The sequence below is a fragment of the Desulfatiglans parachlorophenolica genome (assembly GCF_055394735.1).
Genome location: NZ_AP042460.1, coordinates 1028595 through 1048946, shown reverse-complemented (window position 1 = coordinate 1048946; position 20352 = coordinate 1028595). Strand labels below are relative to the sequence as shown.

The window sequence follows — 20352 nt, the reverse complement described above, 5'->3', positions numbered from 1 at the left end:
CTTCTTAGAAGCAAAGCTGCCCAGGATTCAGGACATTGTTCGGATCGAATATCTGCTTGACTTGCTTTTGCATGGCAGAGCTTACTGCGGCTCTCCCATACACCGTCTTTGCCCAGGTCCCATAAGGCCTCGAGAAAAAGGCGCCCATGTCCGCCAGATGGGCGACCCCTTCAGAAAGGAGGCCTTTCACCTTTCCCGCTTCGGATGTCTTCGCCGGATCATAAAACAGGTCGAATTCGCAGTGGCAGCTTGTGCCCTGGACAACCGGTTGGATATAAACGCCCATATCCGTTGAAGGGTACCTGCGCGCGGAGGCTAAACCGGATAGGGCCTGGATGAAATCGGGCGTCTTATCGAGGGTCGTGAGGAAGAAAATTTCTCCGCACCCGCCCTTGTATCTCAGCTTCCAGTAGGGTTCTTCCGAAGGCTTGGAGAGCACCGCAGACAGTTCTTCGGTATTCAGCCCGGAGAGGGTGGTCACCGGTCCCAATTGCCCTGCCCTGAGAGCCATTTCTCTAAAATCGCCCTCCTGCCACGCAACCTTGTCTTCCGGCAACTCCCCATTCCCCTCGAAACTGACCACCAGCACCCAGGCGGGGAGGCTCTCTCTCAAGGATCTGATCTCATTTGCATCTTTCGCCAACAGGCTGGCAAGGTTCAGATCGTTCAAGATGAAACAATGATCACACTGCCTGCTCCTTAAAAGCGGGTAGGTCAGATCGAACAGCTGCCCAATATTTTCTGACGGCACCAGGAATGTCTTGCTGAAGGAGGATGCCATCCGGCATTTCATGGTTGCCCAGGTGAGGATGCCGATCGTCCCCTGCGCGCCCGAGACGAGTTTGTTCTCATCAAACTGAGACAGCCCGAACGGGGTGATCTGGTAATTGCCGATCTTCCATTTTTCTTCCGTGCTGTCCGGTCCTGCAGCCTCGCCGCTGCGCAATACATCTCCGGTTCCGAAAATGATCTCGCCGCATAGGAAAGGATCGGTGCAGTCCCAATGATGCGCCGGCATCGTGATAGGTTCTCTCTCGAGGATACTCGTCAGGACCGATTTCGATTTCCTGGGGCACAAAGGCATATAGGCGGACAGCCCCTCTTTCGCCAGTTCAGTCTGAAGTTCGTCAAAACTGACCCCGGGCTCCACCATCGCCACCCGGTTCCGCTGGTCGACCCTGATGACCTTCTTCATCCTGGTCAGGTCCACCAGGACCGTTCCACCGGCGCGCGGAACCGTGTCACCCCGGAAGTGAGGCGGGCCTGAACTGATGGGTAGAAGAGGGACGTTCTCCTCGTTGGCCCATTTGACTATTTCCTGGACTTCCTTCGCACTCCCGGGTCTGACAAGGCACCTGGGCCGCATTCGGGCGGCAAAACTCATATCTCCGGAATAATCGTTCAGGATATCGGGACTATCCAGCACGTTGTTGCCACCCACAATCTTAACCAGCCCCTCATTCAGCATCATTTCTCCTCCTTTTCTGATGTCTTTTCCCAAAATCCACGGTAAAAATCTGCACACCTCCACCTATGGGAATCCTGTACCCCCTGCCGAAAACCCCAATTCCGCATCAAGAAACATTTCTATAAACTGAAACTCTTCTCATCCTATGGGATCCTCGAAATCCTAGATGGTTTGCATCCGGAAATGGTCTTTTGGGCCAATCTCGGCGTCAATCTGCACGTTTGCTGGTGCGGCGACCTGTAGGTCGCCGCCGCACAAACGCTCAATTTCCTTGCTATTGGCCAAAAATCCTCATTTCTGGATTGGACACTGGGATCTACCGGGAATTCATTTCCGGGATACTAGATGACAACAGGTATCGGCATCCCTGAACGCTCCCTTACAAGGGGTTTCAAAAGTCCTCATCGTTGAGATTAGACAGCATCAAACGTGCCAAACGTTTTTTTATAGTCATAACCTCCGGCAAAGCCGGAGGCTTGAATTTGTGAACCGCTCAAAGCGGTCAATGAAATCGGGGGCCACCTGAAGGTGGCTGCTATTTGAACAAACCTAGCTGGTCGAGTTTTTTGTCGATTTCTTCGTGTCTTTTGATGTATTGGCGGATCACCTCTTCATCGTGACCGGCTGTAGAGACGTAGTAGCCTCTTGCCCAAAAGTGAAGACCGGTGAAATTCTTCTGCCTTCCCATATATTGGCGAGCAACGTGAATTGCGCTTTTCCCCTTCAGGTAACCGACGATTTGGGAGACAGCATATTTTGGCGGAATTGATATCAGCATGTGAACATGGTCGCCTCGCAGATGTCCTTCGTGGATTTTGCTTTCTTTGTGCGATGCCAATTCACGCAGCACATCTCCCAAATATTTCCGCAACTCCCCGTAAAGAATCTTTTTTCGGTACTTCGGAATCCAAACCAGGTGATACTTGCAATCCCATGCCGTATGGTTTAAGCTTTGAACGTTGTTCATCGAAAGCCTCCTTGAAAGTGATCTTTGACCGGTTCACAATCTTGGAGGCTTTCGTATATTCCCGGAATTGTCAAACTTTGTGTGTCTCCCCGGCAAAGCCGGGGGTTTACTCGTATTAATTACGATATTTCGTCATTTTGATTGCTTTATTTCACAATTGGTGTATCTCTAAATAAGATTCACAAGAATCTTTTAACCACCGATCGATTTTTGGGATCCAAGAGCAGAATTTTAGGTTAAGTGTTTGGCATAACTGATATTCGTTTCTGTGGCTGAGCTGAAGAAAAACGGTAGGACTGGCTTTAGAAACCGCTGGATAGGATCATTTTTAAATGAAATGCAATTGTGAAATTTAGTGATATTTTACATCTTTCATAAAAACCAGAAGCCTAGGAGGCATACTATTCTCTGACAAGGCTATGAAATCGGATTTAGCAACGCATGCCTTGGCAGGGGAATTGAACTGATGTCTCTTCTCGTCCGCAGACTCACCAAAGTCTGCCTGATAACTCTAAGCTATTTTATTTCAAATGGACTTATATAATGAACAAGATATCTTCTTTAGACAATCCGATAATCCGTGTGAATGCAGATCGTTTTTACAAAGAAGCAACATTGCGAATCTGCGGAACTCTAGATTCTAAAACAGCTTTAGAGAGGGCATTCGACTACATTGGCAGCATTCTACCTGTAGATGTCATGTCTATTGTACATCGCGAATGGGATTGCACCGCTTTACGCGCTTTAGCAAGAGTTGATGTTTTTGGAAGTAAAAGACTGAATGATGTTATTTCTATACCTTATCAACATAGAAATTTACTACGTCAGTTAGGAGACGATCCTTTTTTGCTTATTAATGATACGAGCGCTAATCCTGTATCTGATTTGTGGCATTCGTTTTACAAAGATCCTATTTCATCAACCTTACTTTTACCATTGATCATAGACAAACAAGACATTGGAGCAGTTGCCTTACATGCTTTTGGAAAGAATAAATACACTGAAGAACACGCTCATTTGTTTTTGCAGCTAAAAGACCCCTTTGCCATTGCCATTTCAAATATTCGTAGACATGAAGAAATTATTGAAATGAAAAACATGCTTGCTCGCGAAAACCGTTACTTACGTGAAAAACTGAATGAATTTGCTGAAAACAGCATTATCGGGGATTCCGCCCCATGGAGGGCGGTGATGGAGATGGTACATCTAGTCGGACCTTTGGACAGTCCGGTATTGTTGCTAGGCGAAACAGGAACGGGCAAAGAAGTGGTCGCAAATGCCATTCATAGACACTCTGCAAGAAAGGGTGGCCCTTTTATAAAGGTAAACTGTGGCGCCCTTCCGGAAGGGGTTCTTGACAGCGTGCTTTTCGGGCATGAGAAAGGGGCTTTCACCGGGGCTATCTCCTCGAAAAAAGGCCTTTTTGAGCGCGCGGATCAGGGCACTCTCTTCCTTGACGAGATCGGTGATATGCCTTTGCACGTTCAGGTAAGATTACTGAGGGTTCTTCAAACTAAGGAACTGGAACGAGTCGGTGGGACTACTGTGATTCCGGTGAATACCAGAATTATTGCGGCCTGCCAGAACGACCTTTTACACAGCGTCAGCGCGAATCAATTTCGTGCTGATCTTTGGTATCGTTTGAATGTCTTCCCTATCAGTATTCCGCCTTTGAGAGACCGTAAGGGAGATATCCCTGCACTTGTGCGGCATTTTCTCAAAGCAAAGGCATGTGCTTTGAATCTGGTAAATATTCCAACGGTCATGCCCGGTGCCATGGATGTGCTTTTGTCCTATGACTGGCCCGGCAATGTCCGCGAACTTGAGAATTTAATAGAGCGTTCCATCATTTTAAGCAGAGGTAAACCTTTGGAATTTACTTCTATACTAAAAAATATGAATTTATCAGAATTTACACCATCAAACAATGCAAAAGACAACCTCGAATATGTCGGTTTTGATATCAACGATTCAGTTGATAGACATATTAATTCGGTGGATTTGCCACCTTATAAGCCAAAGATAGACGACATACCTCTTGGTTATGACGATAATGTGAAAAATCATATCGAGATAATTCTTGAAATGACCCATGGAAAAATCCACGGCCCTGGAGGCGCTGCTGAAGTTCTCGCTATCAATGCCAACACCCTCAGAAGCAAAATGAAGAAATTGGGCATTGCCTATAAGAAACGCTAAAAGCCTTCCCCGCAACGACAACGACGTGGAAGGTAAAGCCGCTGGAAGTTATCTTATGATTAACCTTGACGTGATCGAAGATTTACCTTCCCGAGATCAAAAAATCTATAGATGGCACCACTGCTGTCCAAATTAGATCATATGAAACGGGCTGGTCCGGGGTATAAATACGGAAGTGGACCCCTTAAATGGGACCACCTCAATACGAAAGCCTCCCCGATTGTGAACCGCTCAAAGATCACTTTCAAGGAGGCTTTCGATGAACAACGTTCAAAGCTTAAACCATACGGCATGGGATTGCAAGTATCACCTGGTTTGGATTCCGAAGTACCGAAAAAAGATTCTTTACGGGGAGTTGCGGAAACATTTGGGAGATGTGCTGCGTGAATTGGCATCGCATAAGGAGAGCAAAATCCACGAAGGACATCTGCGAGGCGACCATGTTCACATGCTGATATCAATTCCGCCAAAATATGCTGTCTCCCAAATCGTCGGTTATCTGAAGGGGAAAAGCGCAATTCACGTTGCTCGCCAATATATGGGAAGGCAGAAGAATTTCACCGGTCTTCACTTTTGGGCAAGAGGCTACTACGTCTCTACAGCCGGTCACGATGAAGAGGTGATCCGCCAATACATCAAAAGACACGAAGAAATCGACAAAAAACTCGACCAGCTAGGTTTGTTCAAATAGCAGCCACCTTCAGGTGGCCCCCGATTTCATTGACCGCTTTGAGCGGTTCACAAATTCAAGCCTCCGGCTTTGCCGGAGGTTATGACGTGTGCCCGGCATGGGCAGCGGCTTGGGGGTTAAAGTCCCCTGCAGGTCCTGATGGTGGAAACTGCTAGCTGAGGGCAAGGGCGTCCATCGCGAGGTGGGGTCTGGAGGAAGCCTAAAGCAAAACTCTGATCTGAGGGAAACGAACCGCATATAAGGCTGCGATATCTGGGTAAGCTCACGTGACAGAGCAAAGCCCGTAACCATCAAAAGATAGCGTAGTAAATGCGGCAGATGTGGAGTGGAGGCCGCGGTTCTTACCCGGGGAGGTCTGCAGGTCTGTCGGTACAGACTATGAGGTCCCGTAAGGGTCTCAGAAGGACCTGTAGAAGTCAGCAGAGGCCATAGTAGGACGGTGGACCCGTCTGAAGGGCCGAACATGTAGCCAGAGGTCTGGACCTTAGGATTCATTGTCATGGTGCCGCAGCAACTCCAGTTTCAATGGGACCGATCCTCAAGCTCCAAAGGTGAAGCCGGCGGAGAGAGTGCATCGGTGTGTCAAATGACAGAGGCATCCGAGACACCTAGACCCGCTAACCCTAGGCTGATGGAGGAAGTGGTCCAAAGGGAGAACCTCATAAAAGCACTAAAAAGAGTGCAGGCGAACAAAGGAAGTCCCGGTATAGACGGAATGACAGTGGATGAGGTTAAGGATTACCTGAAAATCCACTGGCCTCAACTCAGAGAACAACTGCTGGGGGATGAATATAAGCCTCAACCAGTTAAGCAAGTGATGATACCAAAACCTGGTGGAGGCATCCGACATCTTGGAATACCAATAGTAATAGATCGGTTTATCCAACAGGCGCTTTTACAGGTCCTCATGCCAGTATACGATCCCACGTTCTCAGCCCATAGCTATGGCTTCAGGCCCGCTCGAAACGCCCATCAGGCTGTTAGACAGGCCAAAGAGTATATCGAAGCTGGGCACGGTTGGGTTGTGGATTTGGACTTGGAAAAGTTTTTCGACCGGATCAACCATGATATTCTTATGGAAAGAATTTCAAGGCGGATCGGCGACAAACGTATTTTACGACTGATCCGGCGCTATTTGCAGGCAGGCATCATGTGCCATGGAGTTGTACTGGAGCGTTATGAAGGTACTCCTCAGGGCGGCCCTTTATCGCCCCTTCTCAGTAATATCCTTTTGGATGAAATGGATAAGGAACTGGAAAGAAGGGGCCATGCCTTCTGCCGTTATGCGGATGACTGTGCGCCACGAAGGCGCGGAAAGGAGGCGGTCATGTAGACACCGAATCGAAGCTGCCATGCTGCACAAAAGATGAGGGTAGGCCCCTCGGAGCCGCTGTGCAGGCGGAGGCTTCAAACCACCTTAAGCTGCTGTGGTCAAAAGCCATGGTGGTGAGCGTTAAGGAAAAGGTCCCGTAAGACGGGATCAGGTAGGTGCCATGGAGACGAACACCAGTGAATCGCTGATAAAGTGTCGAAAGCGTAGGGATGTCATCAAAACCAGGGGGGAGTCGTTAACCTGGGACGAGCCTGGAGGAAACCTGCTTACTGTCCAGGCGGTGACCGGCATGAAGGCGGCGTGAACATGGCACAGGCTTTTGTGTGGAACGTGGGAACCTACGACGCCGATGGTAAGGGAGAAACCCAAGTGGAAGCCCCACAAGGATGAGAGTACCGATGCGGCGTATAGGGGCGGAACAGCCCGTATGAGCGTTGATGCTTCTGTAATGGTGGCGGAGCAAAGGGGCTGTATCATCCATGTTTTAACGATTGATCAACTCTGCATAAAGCAGAGGAGGAATCAATGGAAGAAACAAAACCGTTTGAGATTTCCAAGCATGTAGTCTGGGAAGCCTACAAGCGAGTAAAGGCGAACAAAGGGGCTGCGGGAGTTGATGAGGAGTCGATAGCACTTTTTGAGGAAAGGCTGAAGGACAACCTTTACAAAATCTGGAATCGCTTGTCATCGGGAAGCTACTTTCCCCCACCGGTCAGGGTGGTTGAGATACCCAAAAAGAACGGTGGTACAAGAATTCTCGGGGTCCCTACCGTAGCGGATCGAATCGCACAGATGGTTGCCAAAATGTACTTCGAGCCCAAGGTGGAGCCGAGCTTCCACCCGAACTCATACGGGTACAGACCGGGCAAATCAGCCATCGATGCAGTGGCCGTGACCCGTCAGCGCTGCTGGCGGTATGATTGGCTGTTGGAGTTTGACATAAAGGGCCTTTTCGACAACATCGATCATGATTTGCTGATGCGCGCGGTTAGAACACATACGGACTGTAAATGGCTGCTGCTCTATATTGAGCGCTGGCTCAAAGCACCCTTTCAGTTGGAAGGCGGTCAGATAGTAGAGCGCCGGTCTGGAACACCGCAAGGCGGTGTGATCAGCCCCGTTTTATCGAATCTGTTCCTGCATTATGTGTTTGACAAGTGGATGGAGCGAAATTTTCCACAAAATCCATGGGCGCGGTATGCAGATGATGCGGTGACACATTGTCGGGCAAGAAGAGAGGCTGAATACTTGTTGGCGCGGTTGGATAAGCGTTTTAACGAATGCGGGCTTGAGCTACATCCGGATAAAACGTGAATCGTCTACTGTAAAGACGATGATCGTATGGCGGACTACCCGGAAATCAAGTTCGATTTTCTTGGGTATACCTTTCGTCCGAGGCGATCAAAAAATCGTTACGGCAAGTTTTTCATCAACTTTACGCCCGGAGTCAGCAACAAAGCTGCAAAAGCGATGCGCAAAACGATCCGCACTTGGCGGATTCATCTGAAGCCGGATAAGACGATCGAGGACATATCTCGAATGTTTAATCCGGCAATACGCGGATGGATTAACTATTACGGCCGCTTTTATAAGTCTGCGTTGTATCCGGTGCTCAGGCACATGAATCGTGCTCTGATCCATTGGGCACGTAGGAAATACAAAAAGCTGAGTCGCCATCGACGGCGCGCGGAACATTGGTTGGGGCGAATTGCCCGAAAAGAACCGCGACTGTTCGCGCACTGGCAGATGGGGATTTTGCCATCGGTTGGGTGATGGGAGCCGGATGAGCCGAGAGGTTCACGTCCGGTTCTGAGAGGGCCTGGGGATGAGATTCCCCCAGGCTACTCACCGCAACATTTACGTCCATTCCGAACGGGCAGGGAAAAGGGTGCTGGGCTCTATCGAAAGATTTTTGAGCAAGAGATTGAAGCTCAAGGTCAACCGTAATAAAACGGCTGTGGCCAGGCCCCAAGAGCGGAAGTTCCTTGGGTTCAGCTTTACATCGGGCCGGAAACTTAAGATAAAGCTCTCAGGAAAAGCCCTCAAAAACGCCAAATATCGGATCAAACGGATTACGCGCAGATCCAGAGGGGTCAACCTGCAGCAAATTATCAAAGAGCTGAATGTGTTTACCCGTGGATGGGTCGGCTATTATCGACTCATTGAGACGCCAACTGTTCTGAGGGATTTGGACAGCTGGATACGCCGGAGACTCCGCTGTTTCGTAATGAAGAAGTGGATCAACAACTGCCACACCAGGTACAACGGCCTGCTGGCGCTTGGCGTCAGTGACCGGAATGCCAAACCGGTAGCCGGGTCCCGAAAGGGCCCGTGGGCAATGTCCAACATGAAACCGGTCCAGGTGGGCATGCCGAATCACTTTTTTGCTAAAAGAGGCCTACAACCGTTACTCAATCAGTATAACAGGTTGGTTACTGCTATATGAACCGCCGTGTACGGACCCGTATGCACGGTGGTGTGGGAGGGCGAAGGCCGTGAGGCCTTCCCCTATCCCGATTCTGAAGTTTTCTTATAGAACATCAGCAGTGAAAAATACGCCTCGTCGATTTATGAGCCCATTTGGCCTCAGAGGGCCAAGGTTCTAACCACCAGGGATGCCCCGTTCGGCACAGATCGGGCCGATTTCCGGGATGGGTTGAACCGTGCCCAGCACGTTGGATGCATGGCAGACGACAACCAAACGAGTGTTAAACTTGATGCCCCTTGCAATGGCGTCCGGGTCCACGAACCCTTCCCCATCAAAGGGGACCAGATCCTAATCGATCCATCCCCGTTGACGAAGGTAATAGAGGGGCCTCAGGACGGAGTTATGTTGCAATCGGGTGGACACCACATGATCACCCGGCCTGAGCATCCCTTGCAAGGCGAGGTTCAAGGCATCGGTAGCGTTTTGGACGAAAACGACGTGGTCCGGATTCGGGGCCCTGAACAATGCGGCCACCTTCAGCCTCGTCTCCTGGACCAGCCCTTCCGCCTCCACGGCAAGGTCATAACTCCCCCTTACGGGCGATACACCCATCCGGCCATAGGTTTCAACCATCTGTTCCAGTACGGCCCGCGGTTTGGGGAATGTCGTGGCGGCGTTATCCAGATCGATGATGGGTTCCCCCATCATCTCTAACGCGCATAGGTTTTTGCATTCGGCAGACCGGCCACCCGCCGTGCTCCCCCGCGGATTCCGCCCGGGAAAAGCGCCTCGAGGTCCATGAGCGTCATCTGGACCCCAGTCTTCAAATCCCGGTTCATGGGTACGCAGCCATGTTGAAAGTAGTACGCTCGCATAAACCGGATCAACTGCCAGTGGGTCTCTCCCCATTCCTTTAGACCGCTTTCAGCCGCCAGCGATCGGGCCACCTCCTCGGACCAATCCCCTGGATTGCGCAGAAACCCTTGTCCGTCAAAAACGATCTGTGCCCCCGCGATCCAGCGGACTCTCCGATTAAGGTGACCCAAAAGCCAACGTGGTTCTTCGGCTTCCACAATAGCCGTTATTTCCCTATAACCAAGGCGGCCTTGACCTTCTCCGGTGTGGCCGGCAAATCATAAATCCGGACGCCACAGGCGTCCTTGATGGCATTGGTGACGGCAGGGGCCGTGGAAACCATGGTCATCTCGCCGATGCCGGTCGCCCCCAGGGGCCCCTTTTTCCGGGGGGTTTCCCTGGGAGTGATCACCTCCATGTCAAAGGCGGTCTTCATGGTGGGAAATTTGAAAGTGATCCAGTCCTTGGTCTCTCCGTGGACGTAAATCTCCCTGAGTGCAAAGCCCACACCCTGGTCCATGCCCCCCTCCAACTGCCCTTCCAGGTTCTTGGGGTGGATCACCAACCCGGGGTCCACGGCGGTGGTCATCTTGATGACCTTTACTTCCCCGGTATCGGAATTCACCTCCAACTCCGCCATTTGGATATTGTGGACCTGAGATTCGAAGGTGGAGCCCAGGCCGGTTTGAGGGTCCAGGGGGCCCTCGGGTACACTCTTCTTCCCGACAAACCGTGTCGGTTTACCTGCCTTTTTAAGCGCTTGATACCCGGACGCGCCCGCCTCTGCCATGGCGCGCTTCATCTGTTCGATGGCGTTGAGCAGCGCTCCCCCAACCATGTAGGTGATCCTGCTGCCCGCCGCAGGGCCGGTTTCGGTCGTGTGCTCGGTGCTCCGGGTGCAGAGGCGCACCTTTTCAAGGGGCAGATTCAGCAGATGGGCCGCGATCTGAGTGAGCATGGAATCGTTCCCCTCACCCGGGTCGGCGGCCGCGGCGTAGATGGTGATGCCGTCATCGGGGTCCCGCTCCACCGCTACCATGGCGGCGTCCCCCGGTTCAGCTATCCCGAAGGAGTGGCAAGCCAGACCCACCCCGCGCCGGATGGGACCGTTCTTGAAGGCGGCAGCCTCCTTCCTGGCCCGATCGTAATGGGGCCGGAGGTCCTCCCATAGCCCCTGAAAAGGCCACTCCTCGACGACTGCCCCGGTAGAAACGCTCTGACCCGGGGCGAGGATGTTCTTGAGACGGAATTCAAACGGATCCATCCCCAACTTCTCGGCCAGCATGTCCATGGCCGACTCCAGAGCGAAAGCGACCTGCGGGGGGCCTGCCCCTCGGGCGGCTCCCCCGGCGGCGTCATTGGTGTAAACCAGTTTGGCCATTGCCTCGACGTTGGGGATGTTGTAGGAACCGGAGAGCATCTGGAGAGCCCTCAGTCCCACCACGATGCCCAAAATCTGATAGGCGCCGTTGTTGATCGTGAAGTCATTGATAAAGGCGGTGAGTTTTCCCTCCTTGTCCGCGGCCAATTTCACCTTCATGTCGAAGGGGTGGCGCTTGGAGGTAAGGAGCATGGACTCGTGAAGGCTCGGTATGTAGCGGACGGGCTGCTTGAAATGAAGGGCGGCCGCTCCGGCGATGGCTTCGGAGGTGATGCCAACCTTGATGCCGAATTGCCCTCCGCAATACGCCTCTTCGTAGCGTATGTTTTCCCATCCCAGGGCCCCCTGCAGCATGGCCATGTGGCTGTGGATCATGATGCTTCGGCCGATCACCGCGAGGAGAGCGTCTTCCCCCTCCCCTTCGAGGTAGGCCACACAGGCCTCGGGCTCCAGAGGGGCCTGGTGGTTCATCTGGGTGGAGAAATGGGCCTCCACCACGGCAGCCGCCTCTGCCAGGGCCTTTTGGGCGTCCCCCTTGATCTGGGGCTGGGCCCAGCAAAGGTTCGGGTATTCGTCGTGGATTTGTACAGCGCCGTCGGCAAGGGCTTCGGCCGGGGTCATCATCACGGGCAACGGATCATAGTCGACCTTGACCGCCTGAGCCGCTGCCTCCGCCTGGGGCTTGGTTGCTGCCACCACCACTACGATGGGATCCCCCAGGCAGCGGACTTTGTCCGAGCATAGGACGGGCTGGTCATCGAATATGAGCTTGATCCGGTTGCTGCCCTTGATGTCCTTGGCGGTCATGACACCGACCACCCCGGGCATCTGTTCGGCTTGGGAGGTGTCGATGGATTTGATTCGGGCATGATGTTCGCTGCTCCGCAAAACTGCGATTTCAAGCGCGCCCTGAATCTGGATGTCCGCCGAGAATTCCGCCAGGCCGCACGCCTTTAGCATGGCCGAGGGCCGGGGGTGGGAGACGCCGATCGTTCCGCTTCCGGGATCGGGCCTGACCTCATCCGGGGTGATCTCGCCGCGGAGAAACCTGCCAGCCAGCTTGACGGCGTCGATGATCTTCTTATAGCCGGTACATCGGCAGAGGTTCCGTGCAAAGGCCTTCTTTATTTCCCCTTCATCCGGATCCGGGTTGCCGTCGAGCAACGCCTTCGTGGCCATGATCATCCCGGGGGTGCAATACCCGCACTGGATGGCCCCGGCAAGGACGAAGGCCTCTTGAATCAGATGGGGGTTATCCGGCGTACCCAGACCCTCCACAGTGATTACCTCGGCCCCATCCAGTTCAGCCACCTTCTGGAGACAGGACAGAGCCGCCTTTCCATTGACAATGACCGTGCACGCGCCGCACTGTCCCTTCCGGTCGCAGGACTGTTTCGTCCCGGTGAGGTGCAGGTCCTCCCTCAGCAGATCGAGCAGAACCCTATCCTCGTTCACCACGAATTGCTTCGCTTGGCCGTTGATACGCAAAATCACTTTCTTCATACTTGCCACCGCTCCCACAATTTTTCTTTTATCGGATTCTTGATGGGTTAGTACGTTCCATTATAGTCTTAGCCGGTCGAGAAAAAACATGGAACTGATATGCCCCTTCGATATATTGTTTTGAATTCGGAACCACTTGCCATAAAGACGGCGTAAAACATTAGCGTTTTTCAGAAAAATTTCCCTCTTAAAACCAGCTATTTCGTTTAAAAATCAAGTGCATCAGTAAAAATACATCACAGAAACATACCACTTAGTCTCCATCCGGAAATGATTTCCCGGTACAACCCAGTTTCCAATCCGGAAATGAGGATTTTTGGCCAATATCAAGGAAATCAAGCGTTTGCGCGGAGGCGACCTGGTGGTCGCCGCACAAGCAAACGTGCAGATTGACGCCGAGATTGGCCAAAAAGGCCATTTCCGGATGGAAACTAGGTATCATAGGTTAGATCGTCTTCACTCCGAATGTCCAAAAATTATCGAATGTGCAACCAGCGAATACCGGCATCGTAACTTACCGCAATTTATAAATAACCGTTTGTGGCACCTCCGATCGGACAGACATCCGCTTATGCGGCCCTCTTTTCTCTGGCTTTTTCAGAAGCGATCATAGCGGCGCATGAAGCACCGACAATCCGCGGGTCAATTTCTTGAGAAAAGGTAACGAAGGTGCACCCAAAAACGCTCTTTAAGGCATCTACGACGCCTTTGTTCTTTGCTACGCCTCGGGAAATAACGATTTCATCGCTTAAGCCCACCCTCCTCGCCAACGTACTTGTTCTCCCAGCTACTGATGTTTGGAGACTTCGCCTGAGGGCGAGGGATTATCTCCCACTCCCGGAAGGGGGCATTAATAATTCTGGATGGACACTGCCTACAGATTCAGATCGTAGTAGCCCCGGCAGACGTCAAGGCGCCCGAGCTGAGCACCTCCTTCCCACAATTGAATCATCTTACAGTCGCGCCAGTATTTTTCGACATCGTAATCCCGAACGTAGCCAAAAGCGCCCATCAATTCCATGGCCTTGTTGGTAACCGAGACGGCCACATCACAAGCATGCATCTTGGCAGCACTGCCTCGAGACAACATAAAAGCAGAAGTAGGCGCACCATAGGTCTCCGGGTGGTCATACATCCAAGCCGCGGCTAGATAGGACCAGCGGGCCGTCTCAATGCCGATTGCCATATCTGCTAAAATCCCGGCTGCGATCGAGTGTTGCCGAATTGGTTTGTCGGCCACGATCCGATCGCCTGTATATTTTAAAACGGTTTCGAAGGCGCCCTGTGCCGAACCGACAGCCATTGCCGCAGTGACAATCCGGCCAATGACGAGATTATTATGCAATAATTCGGCGTCCATCCCAGGTCCGGCGGCCCGCCAGTCTTTCGGCACCCGAACATTATCCAGAAACATGGGATGGTTTTTATCCGCAGCCATTCCGGCCTTTTTTTCATTATTGCCGAAGGACATGCCTTTGGTACCTTTCGGCACGTAAATCATGGCCACTCCTTCGTCACCTAGATTTGGATCGGTAGTGCAAACGACTAAATAAAGATCGGCTATCCCCTGATTAGAGGCCCACATTTTTTGACCGTTAAGGACCCATTCGTCCCCGTCGAGAATGGCCTTGGTTCTGACTTTTCTACCATGCAGATTGACGTTTTCAATGTCGCAGCCACCTCCGCCGTGGGAACCGCCGGGTTCGGTCATTGAAAAACAGCCAAATTTGAGGTCTTTTCCGCAAAACTCGGGGGCAAAACGATCCAGAACCGACTTGTTATTAGCTGCCAGTGCCGGGATCCAGGCCCAGCCGGTGACATTACGGGCGGTACATAGCCCGCAATCTCCTCGTCCCAGTTCCTCATGTAAGATGCACGCAGAAACTGCCGAATTAATCCCCATTCCACCGTATTCAGGGGGAAAAGCAGACTTTTGAGTGCCGAGGTCTGTTAGACCCTGAAGGATGCGGTTTACTATAATGTGGTCTTTATCGTCATCGATTTGCTGGCGAACAGGCATAATCTCCTTGTCAACAAAACTGCGCAACATATCCCGCATCATAAAATCTTCTTTAGTTAGAAAAAGGTCCAAGTGCTGTTTTGGCATACCAAATCCTCCTCATGATTTAAGTTAGTATCCATCCGGAAATGATTTCCCGGTACAACCCAGTTTCCAATCCGGAAATGAAGATTTTTTGCCAATATCAAGGAACTCAAGCACTTGCGCGAAGGCCACCTGTAGGTCGCCGCACAAGCAAATGTGCAGATTGACGCCGAGATTGGCAAAAAAGACCATTTCCGGATGGAAACAAGTTACTGTTGCTTAGTGGCAGTGCATTTTTCAGCGGCTCGTCCTTTGAATCTCTCACCAGACGGACCTAAAGTAAAAAAACCTTTGTTCCCAAGACTCATGGATTTCACATGGGCGGTACCTTTCAATTAAACAAAGATGAAGGTCTGGGCCGGTCAGGCGCACATATTTAACGTCGATCTTTTCAATTCCACAGCAAAATCAAAAGATAATCAGAGGCCGTGAACAAGAGGTATAAACTTTACGAGTTCTCTGAAGCACAAACCATGCCAGAGGGATAGGACAAGAATGGGTATTGATTTCAGTGATATAGCTTCTTGGGTAGAATCAAGATGTCATGCTGCCATTAATGAATCTTGATCCAGAAAAATTGTTGAAAGGCAAGTGCTTAGAAAAAGGGAGAATTAGGGCAGGATTCAAGATTACTTGATCAGTCAAGAAAACTTGATTTATTTGCTTCGCTTCCTCGATTGACGGTCCTTTTTTAAGCGCTGATTGAGGGCCTGTGGAGATATCCCCAGCAGCAAGGCGGCAGCCCGTTGGTTGTTTCCAGTCCGACTCAGGGCTTCCTGGACCAGGGCTGTGCTTGTTTCCCTTAAAGTGGGGAACTTCTTCAGTTGGGCCAGCCACGGTTTTATTAAAGGAGTAGGCGGGATAACAGCAGCGCTCCCCGGCATGCTGTGCTTTTTTAAAACGGTATTGAAAGATTCCAATGACAAAACGGGCAAAGAACTGCACCCAACTGCATCAAAAATAAGGGCCCGCAGTTCCCGGACATTTCCCGGAAATGGATGCTCCTGGAGTAGTGTCACCAGTTCCGACGTGTAACCGGGGGGGCGTTTGTTAAATTCCACGGCGGCGGAATCGATAAAATAATCAATAAGTAGTTGGATGTCATCCATCCGCTCGCGTAAAGGAGGGATGTGGATATGATGGGTGCGCAACCGAAAGAAAAGATCTTCGCGGAATTGGGTTTTAGCAACCATTTCCCCCAAATCTTTGTGGGTAGCAAATAGAAATCTGACCCGGGCGGGTTTGGCCACATCCGAACCCAAAGGAAAATATTCATGCTTGTCAAGGAGCCTTAACAGCTTTACTTGTGAAGACAGGCTGAGATCTCCGATTTCGTCCATAAACAAGGTCCCGCCGCCGGCCCTCTCAATCTGGCCGGTGCGGACGCTGACCGCATCGGTAAATGCTCCCTTTACGTGACCGAAAAGGGCGTCAGAGAATACATTATCATCGAGGCCAGCCGCATTGACAGCCACAAATTCTCCCGGGCGACCGCTCAGCCTATGAAGAACCTCGGCAATCAACTCCTTACCCACGCCTGTTTCCCCGGTAATAAGGATGGGGGAGTTTCCTCCCGCTATGGCTTCGCAATAGCGGAAAACAGCATGCATCTTTCCTGACTGCGTTAAAATCTTTGCAAAGAGTTCAGGATGCTCCAACGACTCGGAGAAGAAAGATTGAGCCAGTCGGGCGTTTTCCTGTCTTAGTTGGCGGATTTCGATGGCCCGCTGAACGGCCGGGAGCAGTCTTTCCTTGTGAACCGGCTTAAGCACATAGTCAAAAGCCCCCTTCTGCATGCAGCGCACTGCCGTTTCAACTTCATTGGTGCCGGTAACCATGATGACCGGGATTTCCGGATGGCGTTCTTTTAATCCGGAAAGGACCTCTTCACCTGAAAGGCCAGGCATCACGAGATCTAGAAGGATTATTTCAACTTCCTGTCTGGACAGGATTTCAAAGACGTGCGCACCCTCGGGACACAGGAGGATATGGTTCAGCCCTCCAGACCGGAGGGTCAACTCGAAGCCCTTGAGCGCGTGCTCCTCATCATCGACGACGAGGATGGGAAATAAAGGCTGGAGGGGGGGAGCTTTGCCCATTCCTTTCCCTCAAACTGCTGCCGGGAAGGTCAACAGGGCCTTGGTCCCTTTGCTAAACTCCGAAAAGAACTCCAACCTCCCGTTGTGTTCTTTCACAATTTCCAGGCATACCGACAAACCGAGACCCGTTCCTCCCCGGTCTGCCTTGGTAGTGAAGAAAGGGGCAAAGATATGCCGCAAGTGCTCAGGCCGGATCCCAATCCCTTCATCTGCGATAGAAATGGCAACTTCCCTTTTTTCTTCCTCATAGAAACTCCTGATACGAATAGCCTGACTTCGTTCAACAAGGGCCTGGCAAGCGTTTTGGATGAGGTTAACGAGTACCTGCTCCAGTCGCTGTGGAGTTCCTTTTATTAGGGGCAAATGGTCGCAGCGTTCGATGGTGAATGCCACGGTCGATTTTCTGATCTCATGAGCCAACAAATCCACAGCAGCCGTGACTACGATGTTCAGGTCAACCGATTGAGGTTGCTCGCAAAATTCTCTCCTGGCATATTGCTTCATGTTTTCAATAATTTTTCTGATGCGCTTAGCCCCCGCTTCTATTCCGCCAAAAAGTCGCCCGATTTCCTCCCGCATCTCGGAATAGGGTAGGTTCGCAATTATAAAATCTCCGCATTCCTCGTGATATTTGTCCAGAATTGGCAAGATATCCGCCCAGGACCCCCGGAGGATTGGGGTGTTCATCATAATAAAGTTATTCGGGTTATTGATTTCATGGGCCACTCCGGAAGCCAGCACGCCCAGGGAGGCCATCTTGTCCGCCTCCAGTAGTTGCCGGCGACGCAATTCGGCCTCTTCTTCCGCCCTCCTTTTTTCCGTAATGTCCATTCCAATCAGGACGACGTGGACGCCGTTGCCTTGCCCATCTTCCATGATGCTGTTCGACCAGCAAATCAGACGACTGCTCCCGTCCCGGGCTACCCACTGGCTCTCAAAAGAAGAAGGCAGATTTCTATCCTCCGACAACGGGAACAACTCTCCGATCAAGTCCCGATCCTTGGAATTCGCAAGGAGGTCCCCTAAAAATTTTCCTAAGACCTCCCGACCGGAATAACCAGTCAATTTTTCGCAAGCCTTATTGAAGCGGGCTATCCTGCCAGCCCGGTCCAGGACAAGGATGAAGGGAACGGCATTGTTAAGAATGGCGTTGGTAAAATTTCGCTCCCTTTTCAATTTTTCCTCAGTCTGTTTGCGGTGGATTTCGACTCCCAAACGATTGGCCACAGCCTTGAGTCCGTCGATCATCAGATTTTTTTCCAGACGTTCCTTGAAATCGATCAGGACAATCGTTCCGATAACCTTCCCCTCCACCTCCAGCGGCACGGCCAGAATGGTTTCCGCACCCGCTTCTTTCAAGATGTATCCTTTAAGGTCAAGCTTGCTGAGTCCGGTCAAATTGACGATACTCCCGTCCTTCAGCACCCCTTTTGAAAAGCACCGGCTTAGGGGGTACCGTTTACCCGGATGAAGCAACCGCTTCGAAAAGCCGAATTCCCCCAGGCTAATGATTTCCTGAGTCTGCTCGTCGTGCAACGTGATGACCCCCGCCGGGTAATCAAAATGAGAGGCGATCTGACCAATCAAGGGCTGGCAGATCTCCTCCAATCCCCCGGGAGAGTGAAAAACCCAGGGCTCCGTCAAAGTCAGCCAACGTCAAGTGAGCCGGCCCTAAAGAAATAGCGCTGGCTTTTTGTTTTTTCATTTGCTATGCTGAGGTTATGGCCAGCGTAGCAATCCAAAACTTTTTCTCAGACAACCCCTTGCGGGTGCGCCTTGCTCGGCGCGATGAGTTGCCGAAATGGCGCGACTTGATGCGCCGGCATCACTATCTCGGGTTCGAGCGTATTGTCGGCAGCGCCCTCCACTATGTCGCCACCATTGGCGACCAATGGGTCGCACTCCTCGGTTGGGGCTCCGCCGCCTTGAAATGTGCTCCCCGAGATCATTACATCGGTTGGGACCCTCATCTTCACTACCGGCGTCTGCACCTTGTCGCCAACAATGTCCGATTTCTCATTCTTCCCGATTGCCACCAGCCGAATCTGGCCTCACGCCTGCTCGCCATGAACCTCAAGCAGCTTAGCCGCGACTGGCTCCGATTTCATGGCCACCCCATCCTGCTTGCTGAAACCTTTGTTGACTCCACTCGTTTCCGTGGCACCTGCTACCGGGCTGCTGGATGGAAAGAACTCGGCCAGACCCTCGGCTATTCCAAGCGAAACCGCGGGTACTGGCACAACGGCTCTCCAAAGCTCATCTTTGTCCGTCCCTTGGTTGCCAACGCCGTATCTCACCTCTGCGCCCCATTTCTCCCGCCGGTGGCGCTTAACCCGAAGGAGGCTGAGCCTATGATCGATGTCAACCGCTTGCCCCTGGAAGAGCAAGGAGGACTCATGCAACTCCTTAATAACATAACCGATCCGCGCAAACCGCGAGGGGTCCGCCATTCGGTCGCTACGGTTGTTGCCATAGCCGTCTGCGCCGCACTCTCCGGAGCCCGCAGCTTCACCGCCATTGACGAATGGGCGCAATCGCTGAGCATTGACGCTCTTCGCCGAATGGGTTCCAAGCGACCCAAACCACCCTCGGAATCAACCATTCGCCGTGTGCTTCAACAAATCGACTCCGCAACCTTCGATGCTCAAATCGGCGACTGGATTGTCGACAAGTTCCCTCTGGCAGGAAAAGCGCTCGCCGTGGACGGAAAAACACTGCGTCGCGCCCATGATGTCGGCCAACGCCCTCCGCACCTGCTCAGCGCTATTCTCCACCAGGAAGCGGTTGTTGTCGGACAGCTCGCTGTAGAGGAAAAAACCAACGAAATCCCAAAACTTAAAGAACTGCTCCAGCCACTGCCCCTCGATGGCGCCGTCGTTACCGCCGATGCCCTCCATACCCAAAAGGACACCGCGCGTTTCCTGGTAGAAGAAAAGGGGGCGGAGTATCTCTTCATTGCCAAAGACAACCAGCCAACCCTCCGCCAGGACATCGTTGACCTCAACCTCAACGCTTTTCCCCCCTCAGCATTGCCAAATCGACAAGGCGCATGGCCGCCTGGAAACCCGCCGGATACGGGTCAGCGCCGAACTAAACGACTATCTTGACTTCCCCCATGTCGGGCAAGTCTTCTGCATAGAGCGTAACACCGAGGAGATCTCCACCGGTAAAACCCGCAATGAAACCGTCTACGGGCTCACCTCACTTAGCCATGCCAAGGCCAGTCCAAAGCAAATTCTGTCTCTGGTTCGTGGCCATTGGTCCATCGAAAACCGTTTGCACTGGGTGCGCGACGTCACCTATGATGAAGACCGTTGCCGTATT

Annotated in this window: 15 protein-coding genes and 4 pseudogenes; 8 read left to right on the top strand and 11 right to left on the bottom strand. The window is 51.9% G+C overall.

Annotation, left to right across the window (positions count from 1 at the left end):
• Window positions 1–4: 4 nt before the first annotated feature.
• The 3 genes from ACZ500_RS04880 to tnpA (ACZ500_RS04870) all read right to left on the bottom strand — a co-directional run bounded on the left by ACZ500_RS04880 (window position 5) and on the right by tnpA (ACZ500_RS04870) (window position 2435).
• Window positions 5–1471, bottom strand: coding sequence for an FAD-binding oxidoreductase (locus ACZ500_RS04880; protein WP_464231397.1), 1467 nt, complete (start codon window positions 1469–1471; stop codon window positions 5–7).
• A gap of 159 nt (window positions 1472–1630) precedes the next feature.
• The gene (locus ACZ500_RS04875) at window positions 1631–1753 is read right to left on the bottom strand and encodes a hypothetical protein (protein ID WP_464231396.1); all 123 of its coding nucleotides are present in this window, start codon (window positions 1751–1753) and stop codon (window positions 1631–1633) included.
• A gap of 250 nt (window positions 1754–2003) precedes the next feature.
• Window positions 2004–2435, bottom strand: coding sequence for an IS200/IS605 family transposase (tnpA, locus tag ACZ500_RS04870; protein WP_464231395.1), 432 nt, complete (start codon window positions 2433–2435; stop codon window positions 2004–2006).
• A 582-nt stretch (window positions 2436–3017) separates the two neighbouring features.
• Between tnpA (ACZ500_RS04870) and ACZ500_RS04865 the strand changes: the two genes are divergently transcribed.
• The 6 genes and pseudogenes from ACZ500_RS04865 (at window position 3018) to ACZ500_RS04840 (ending at window position 9104) form a co-directional block, all read left to right on the top strand.
• Window positions 3018–4634, top strand: coding sequence for a sigma 54-interacting transcriptional regulator (locus ACZ500_RS04865; protein ID WP_464231394.1), 1617 nt, complete (start codon window positions 3018–3020; stop codon window positions 4632–4634).
• A 259-nt stretch (window positions 4635–4893) separates the two neighbouring features.
• Window positions 4894–5325: an IS200/IS605 family transposase gene (tnpA, locus tag ACZ500_RS04860; protein WP_464231393.1), complete on the top strand. Its 432-nt coding sequence runs from the start codon at window positions 4894–4896 to the stop codon at window positions 5323–5325.
• A gap of 586 nt (window positions 5326–5911) precedes the next feature.
• Window positions 5912–6622, top strand: a pseudogene (gene ltrA / locus ACZ500_RS04855) (group II intron reverse transcriptase/maturase); the annotation flags it as partial.
• Window positions 6623–6818: 196 nt separating this feature from the next.
• Window positions 6819–6962 carry a hypothetical protein gene (locus ACZ500_RS04850; RefSeq protein ID WP_464231392.1) on the top strand — a complete coding sequence of 48 codons (144 nt, stop codon included), beginning with the start codon at window positions 6819–6821 and terminating at the stop codon, window positions 6960–6962.
• A 221-nt stretch (window positions 6963–7183) separates the two neighbouring features.
• A pseudogene (gene ltrA / locus ACZ500_RS04845) lies at window positions 7184–8431 on the top strand (group II intron reverse transcriptase/maturase).
• 52 nt (window positions 8432–8483) lie between these two features.
• Window positions 8484–9104 (top strand): group II intron maturase-specific domain-containing protein, encoded by a 621-nt coding sequence (locus ACZ500_RS04840; RefSeq protein ID WP_464231391.1) that lies wholly within the window; start codon window positions 8484–8486, stop codon window positions 9102–9104.
• 156 nt (window positions 9105–9260) lie between these two features.
• Here the strand turns inward: ACZ500_RS04840 and ACZ500_RS04835 are convergent.
• From ACZ500_RS04835 to ACZ500_RS04800, 8 genes and pseudogenes are all read right to left on the bottom strand, one after another.
• Window positions 9261–9719: pseudogene (locus tag ACZ500_RS04835) on the bottom strand (aminotransferase class V-fold PLP-dependent enzyme).
• 77 nt (window positions 9720–9796) lie between these two features.
• A complete protein-coding gene (locus ACZ500_RS04830; protein WP_464231390.1) occupies window positions 9797–10159 on the bottom strand; it encodes a TusE/DsrC/DsvC family sulfur relay protein in 363 nt (120 codons plus the stop codon).
• An 8-nt stretch (window positions 10160–10167) separates the two neighbouring features.
• Window positions 10168–12825 (bottom strand): molybdopterin-dependent oxidoreductase, encoded by a 2658-nt coding sequence (locus ACZ500_RS04825; RefSeq protein ID WP_464231389.1) that lies wholly within the window; start codon window positions 12823–12825, stop codon window positions 10168–10170.
• Window positions 12826–13078: 253 nt separating this feature from the next.
• On the bottom strand, window positions 13079–13243 hold the full coding sequence (locus ACZ500_RS04820; protein ID WP_464231388.1) for a hypothetical protein: 165 nt from the start codon (window positions 13241–13243) through the stop codon (window positions 13079–13081).
• Between the two features lie 456 nt (window positions 13244–13699).
• Window positions 13700–14932: an acyl-CoA dehydrogenase family protein gene (locus ACZ500_RS04815; RefSeq protein ID WP_464231387.1), complete on the bottom strand. Its 1233-nt coding sequence runs from the start codon at window positions 14930–14932 to the stop codon at window positions 13700–13702.
• 24 nt (window positions 14933–14956) lie between these two features.
• A complete protein-coding gene (locus ACZ500_RS04810; RefSeq protein WP_464231386.1) occupies window positions 14957–15121 on the bottom strand; it encodes a hypothetical protein in 165 nt (54 codons plus the stop codon).
• A gap of 464 nt (window positions 15122–15585) precedes the next feature.
• The gene (locus ACZ500_RS04805; protein ID WP_464231385.1) at window positions 15586–17028 is read right to left on the bottom strand and encodes a sigma-54-dependent transcriptional regulator; all 1443 of its coding nucleotides are present in this window, start codon (window positions 17026–17028) and stop codon (window positions 15586–15588) included.
• A 9-nt stretch (window positions 17029–17037) separates the two neighbouring features.
• The gene (locus ACZ500_RS04800; protein ID WP_464231384.1) at window positions 17038–18615 is read right to left on the bottom strand and encodes an ATP-binding protein; all 1578 of its coding nucleotides are present in this window, start codon (window positions 18613–18615) and stop codon (window positions 17038–17040) included.
• Between the two features lie 134 nt (window positions 18616–18749).
• Here ACZ500_RS04800 and ACZ500_RS04795 point away from each other — a divergent pair, with 134 nt between their 5' ends.
• Both ACZ500_RS04795 and ACZ500_RS04790 read left to right on the top strand, forming a co-directional pair.
• Window positions 18750–20135, top strand: coding sequence for an ISAs1 family transposase (locus tag ACZ500_RS04795; protein WP_464230374.1), 1386 nt, complete (start codon window positions 18750–18752; stop codon window positions 20133–20135).
• Window positions 20023–20352, top strand: a pseudogene (locus tag ACZ500_RS04790) (ISAs1 family transposase); the annotation flags it as partial. The gene ACZ500_RS04795 and the pseudogene ACZ500_RS04790, both read left to right, overlap by 113 nt.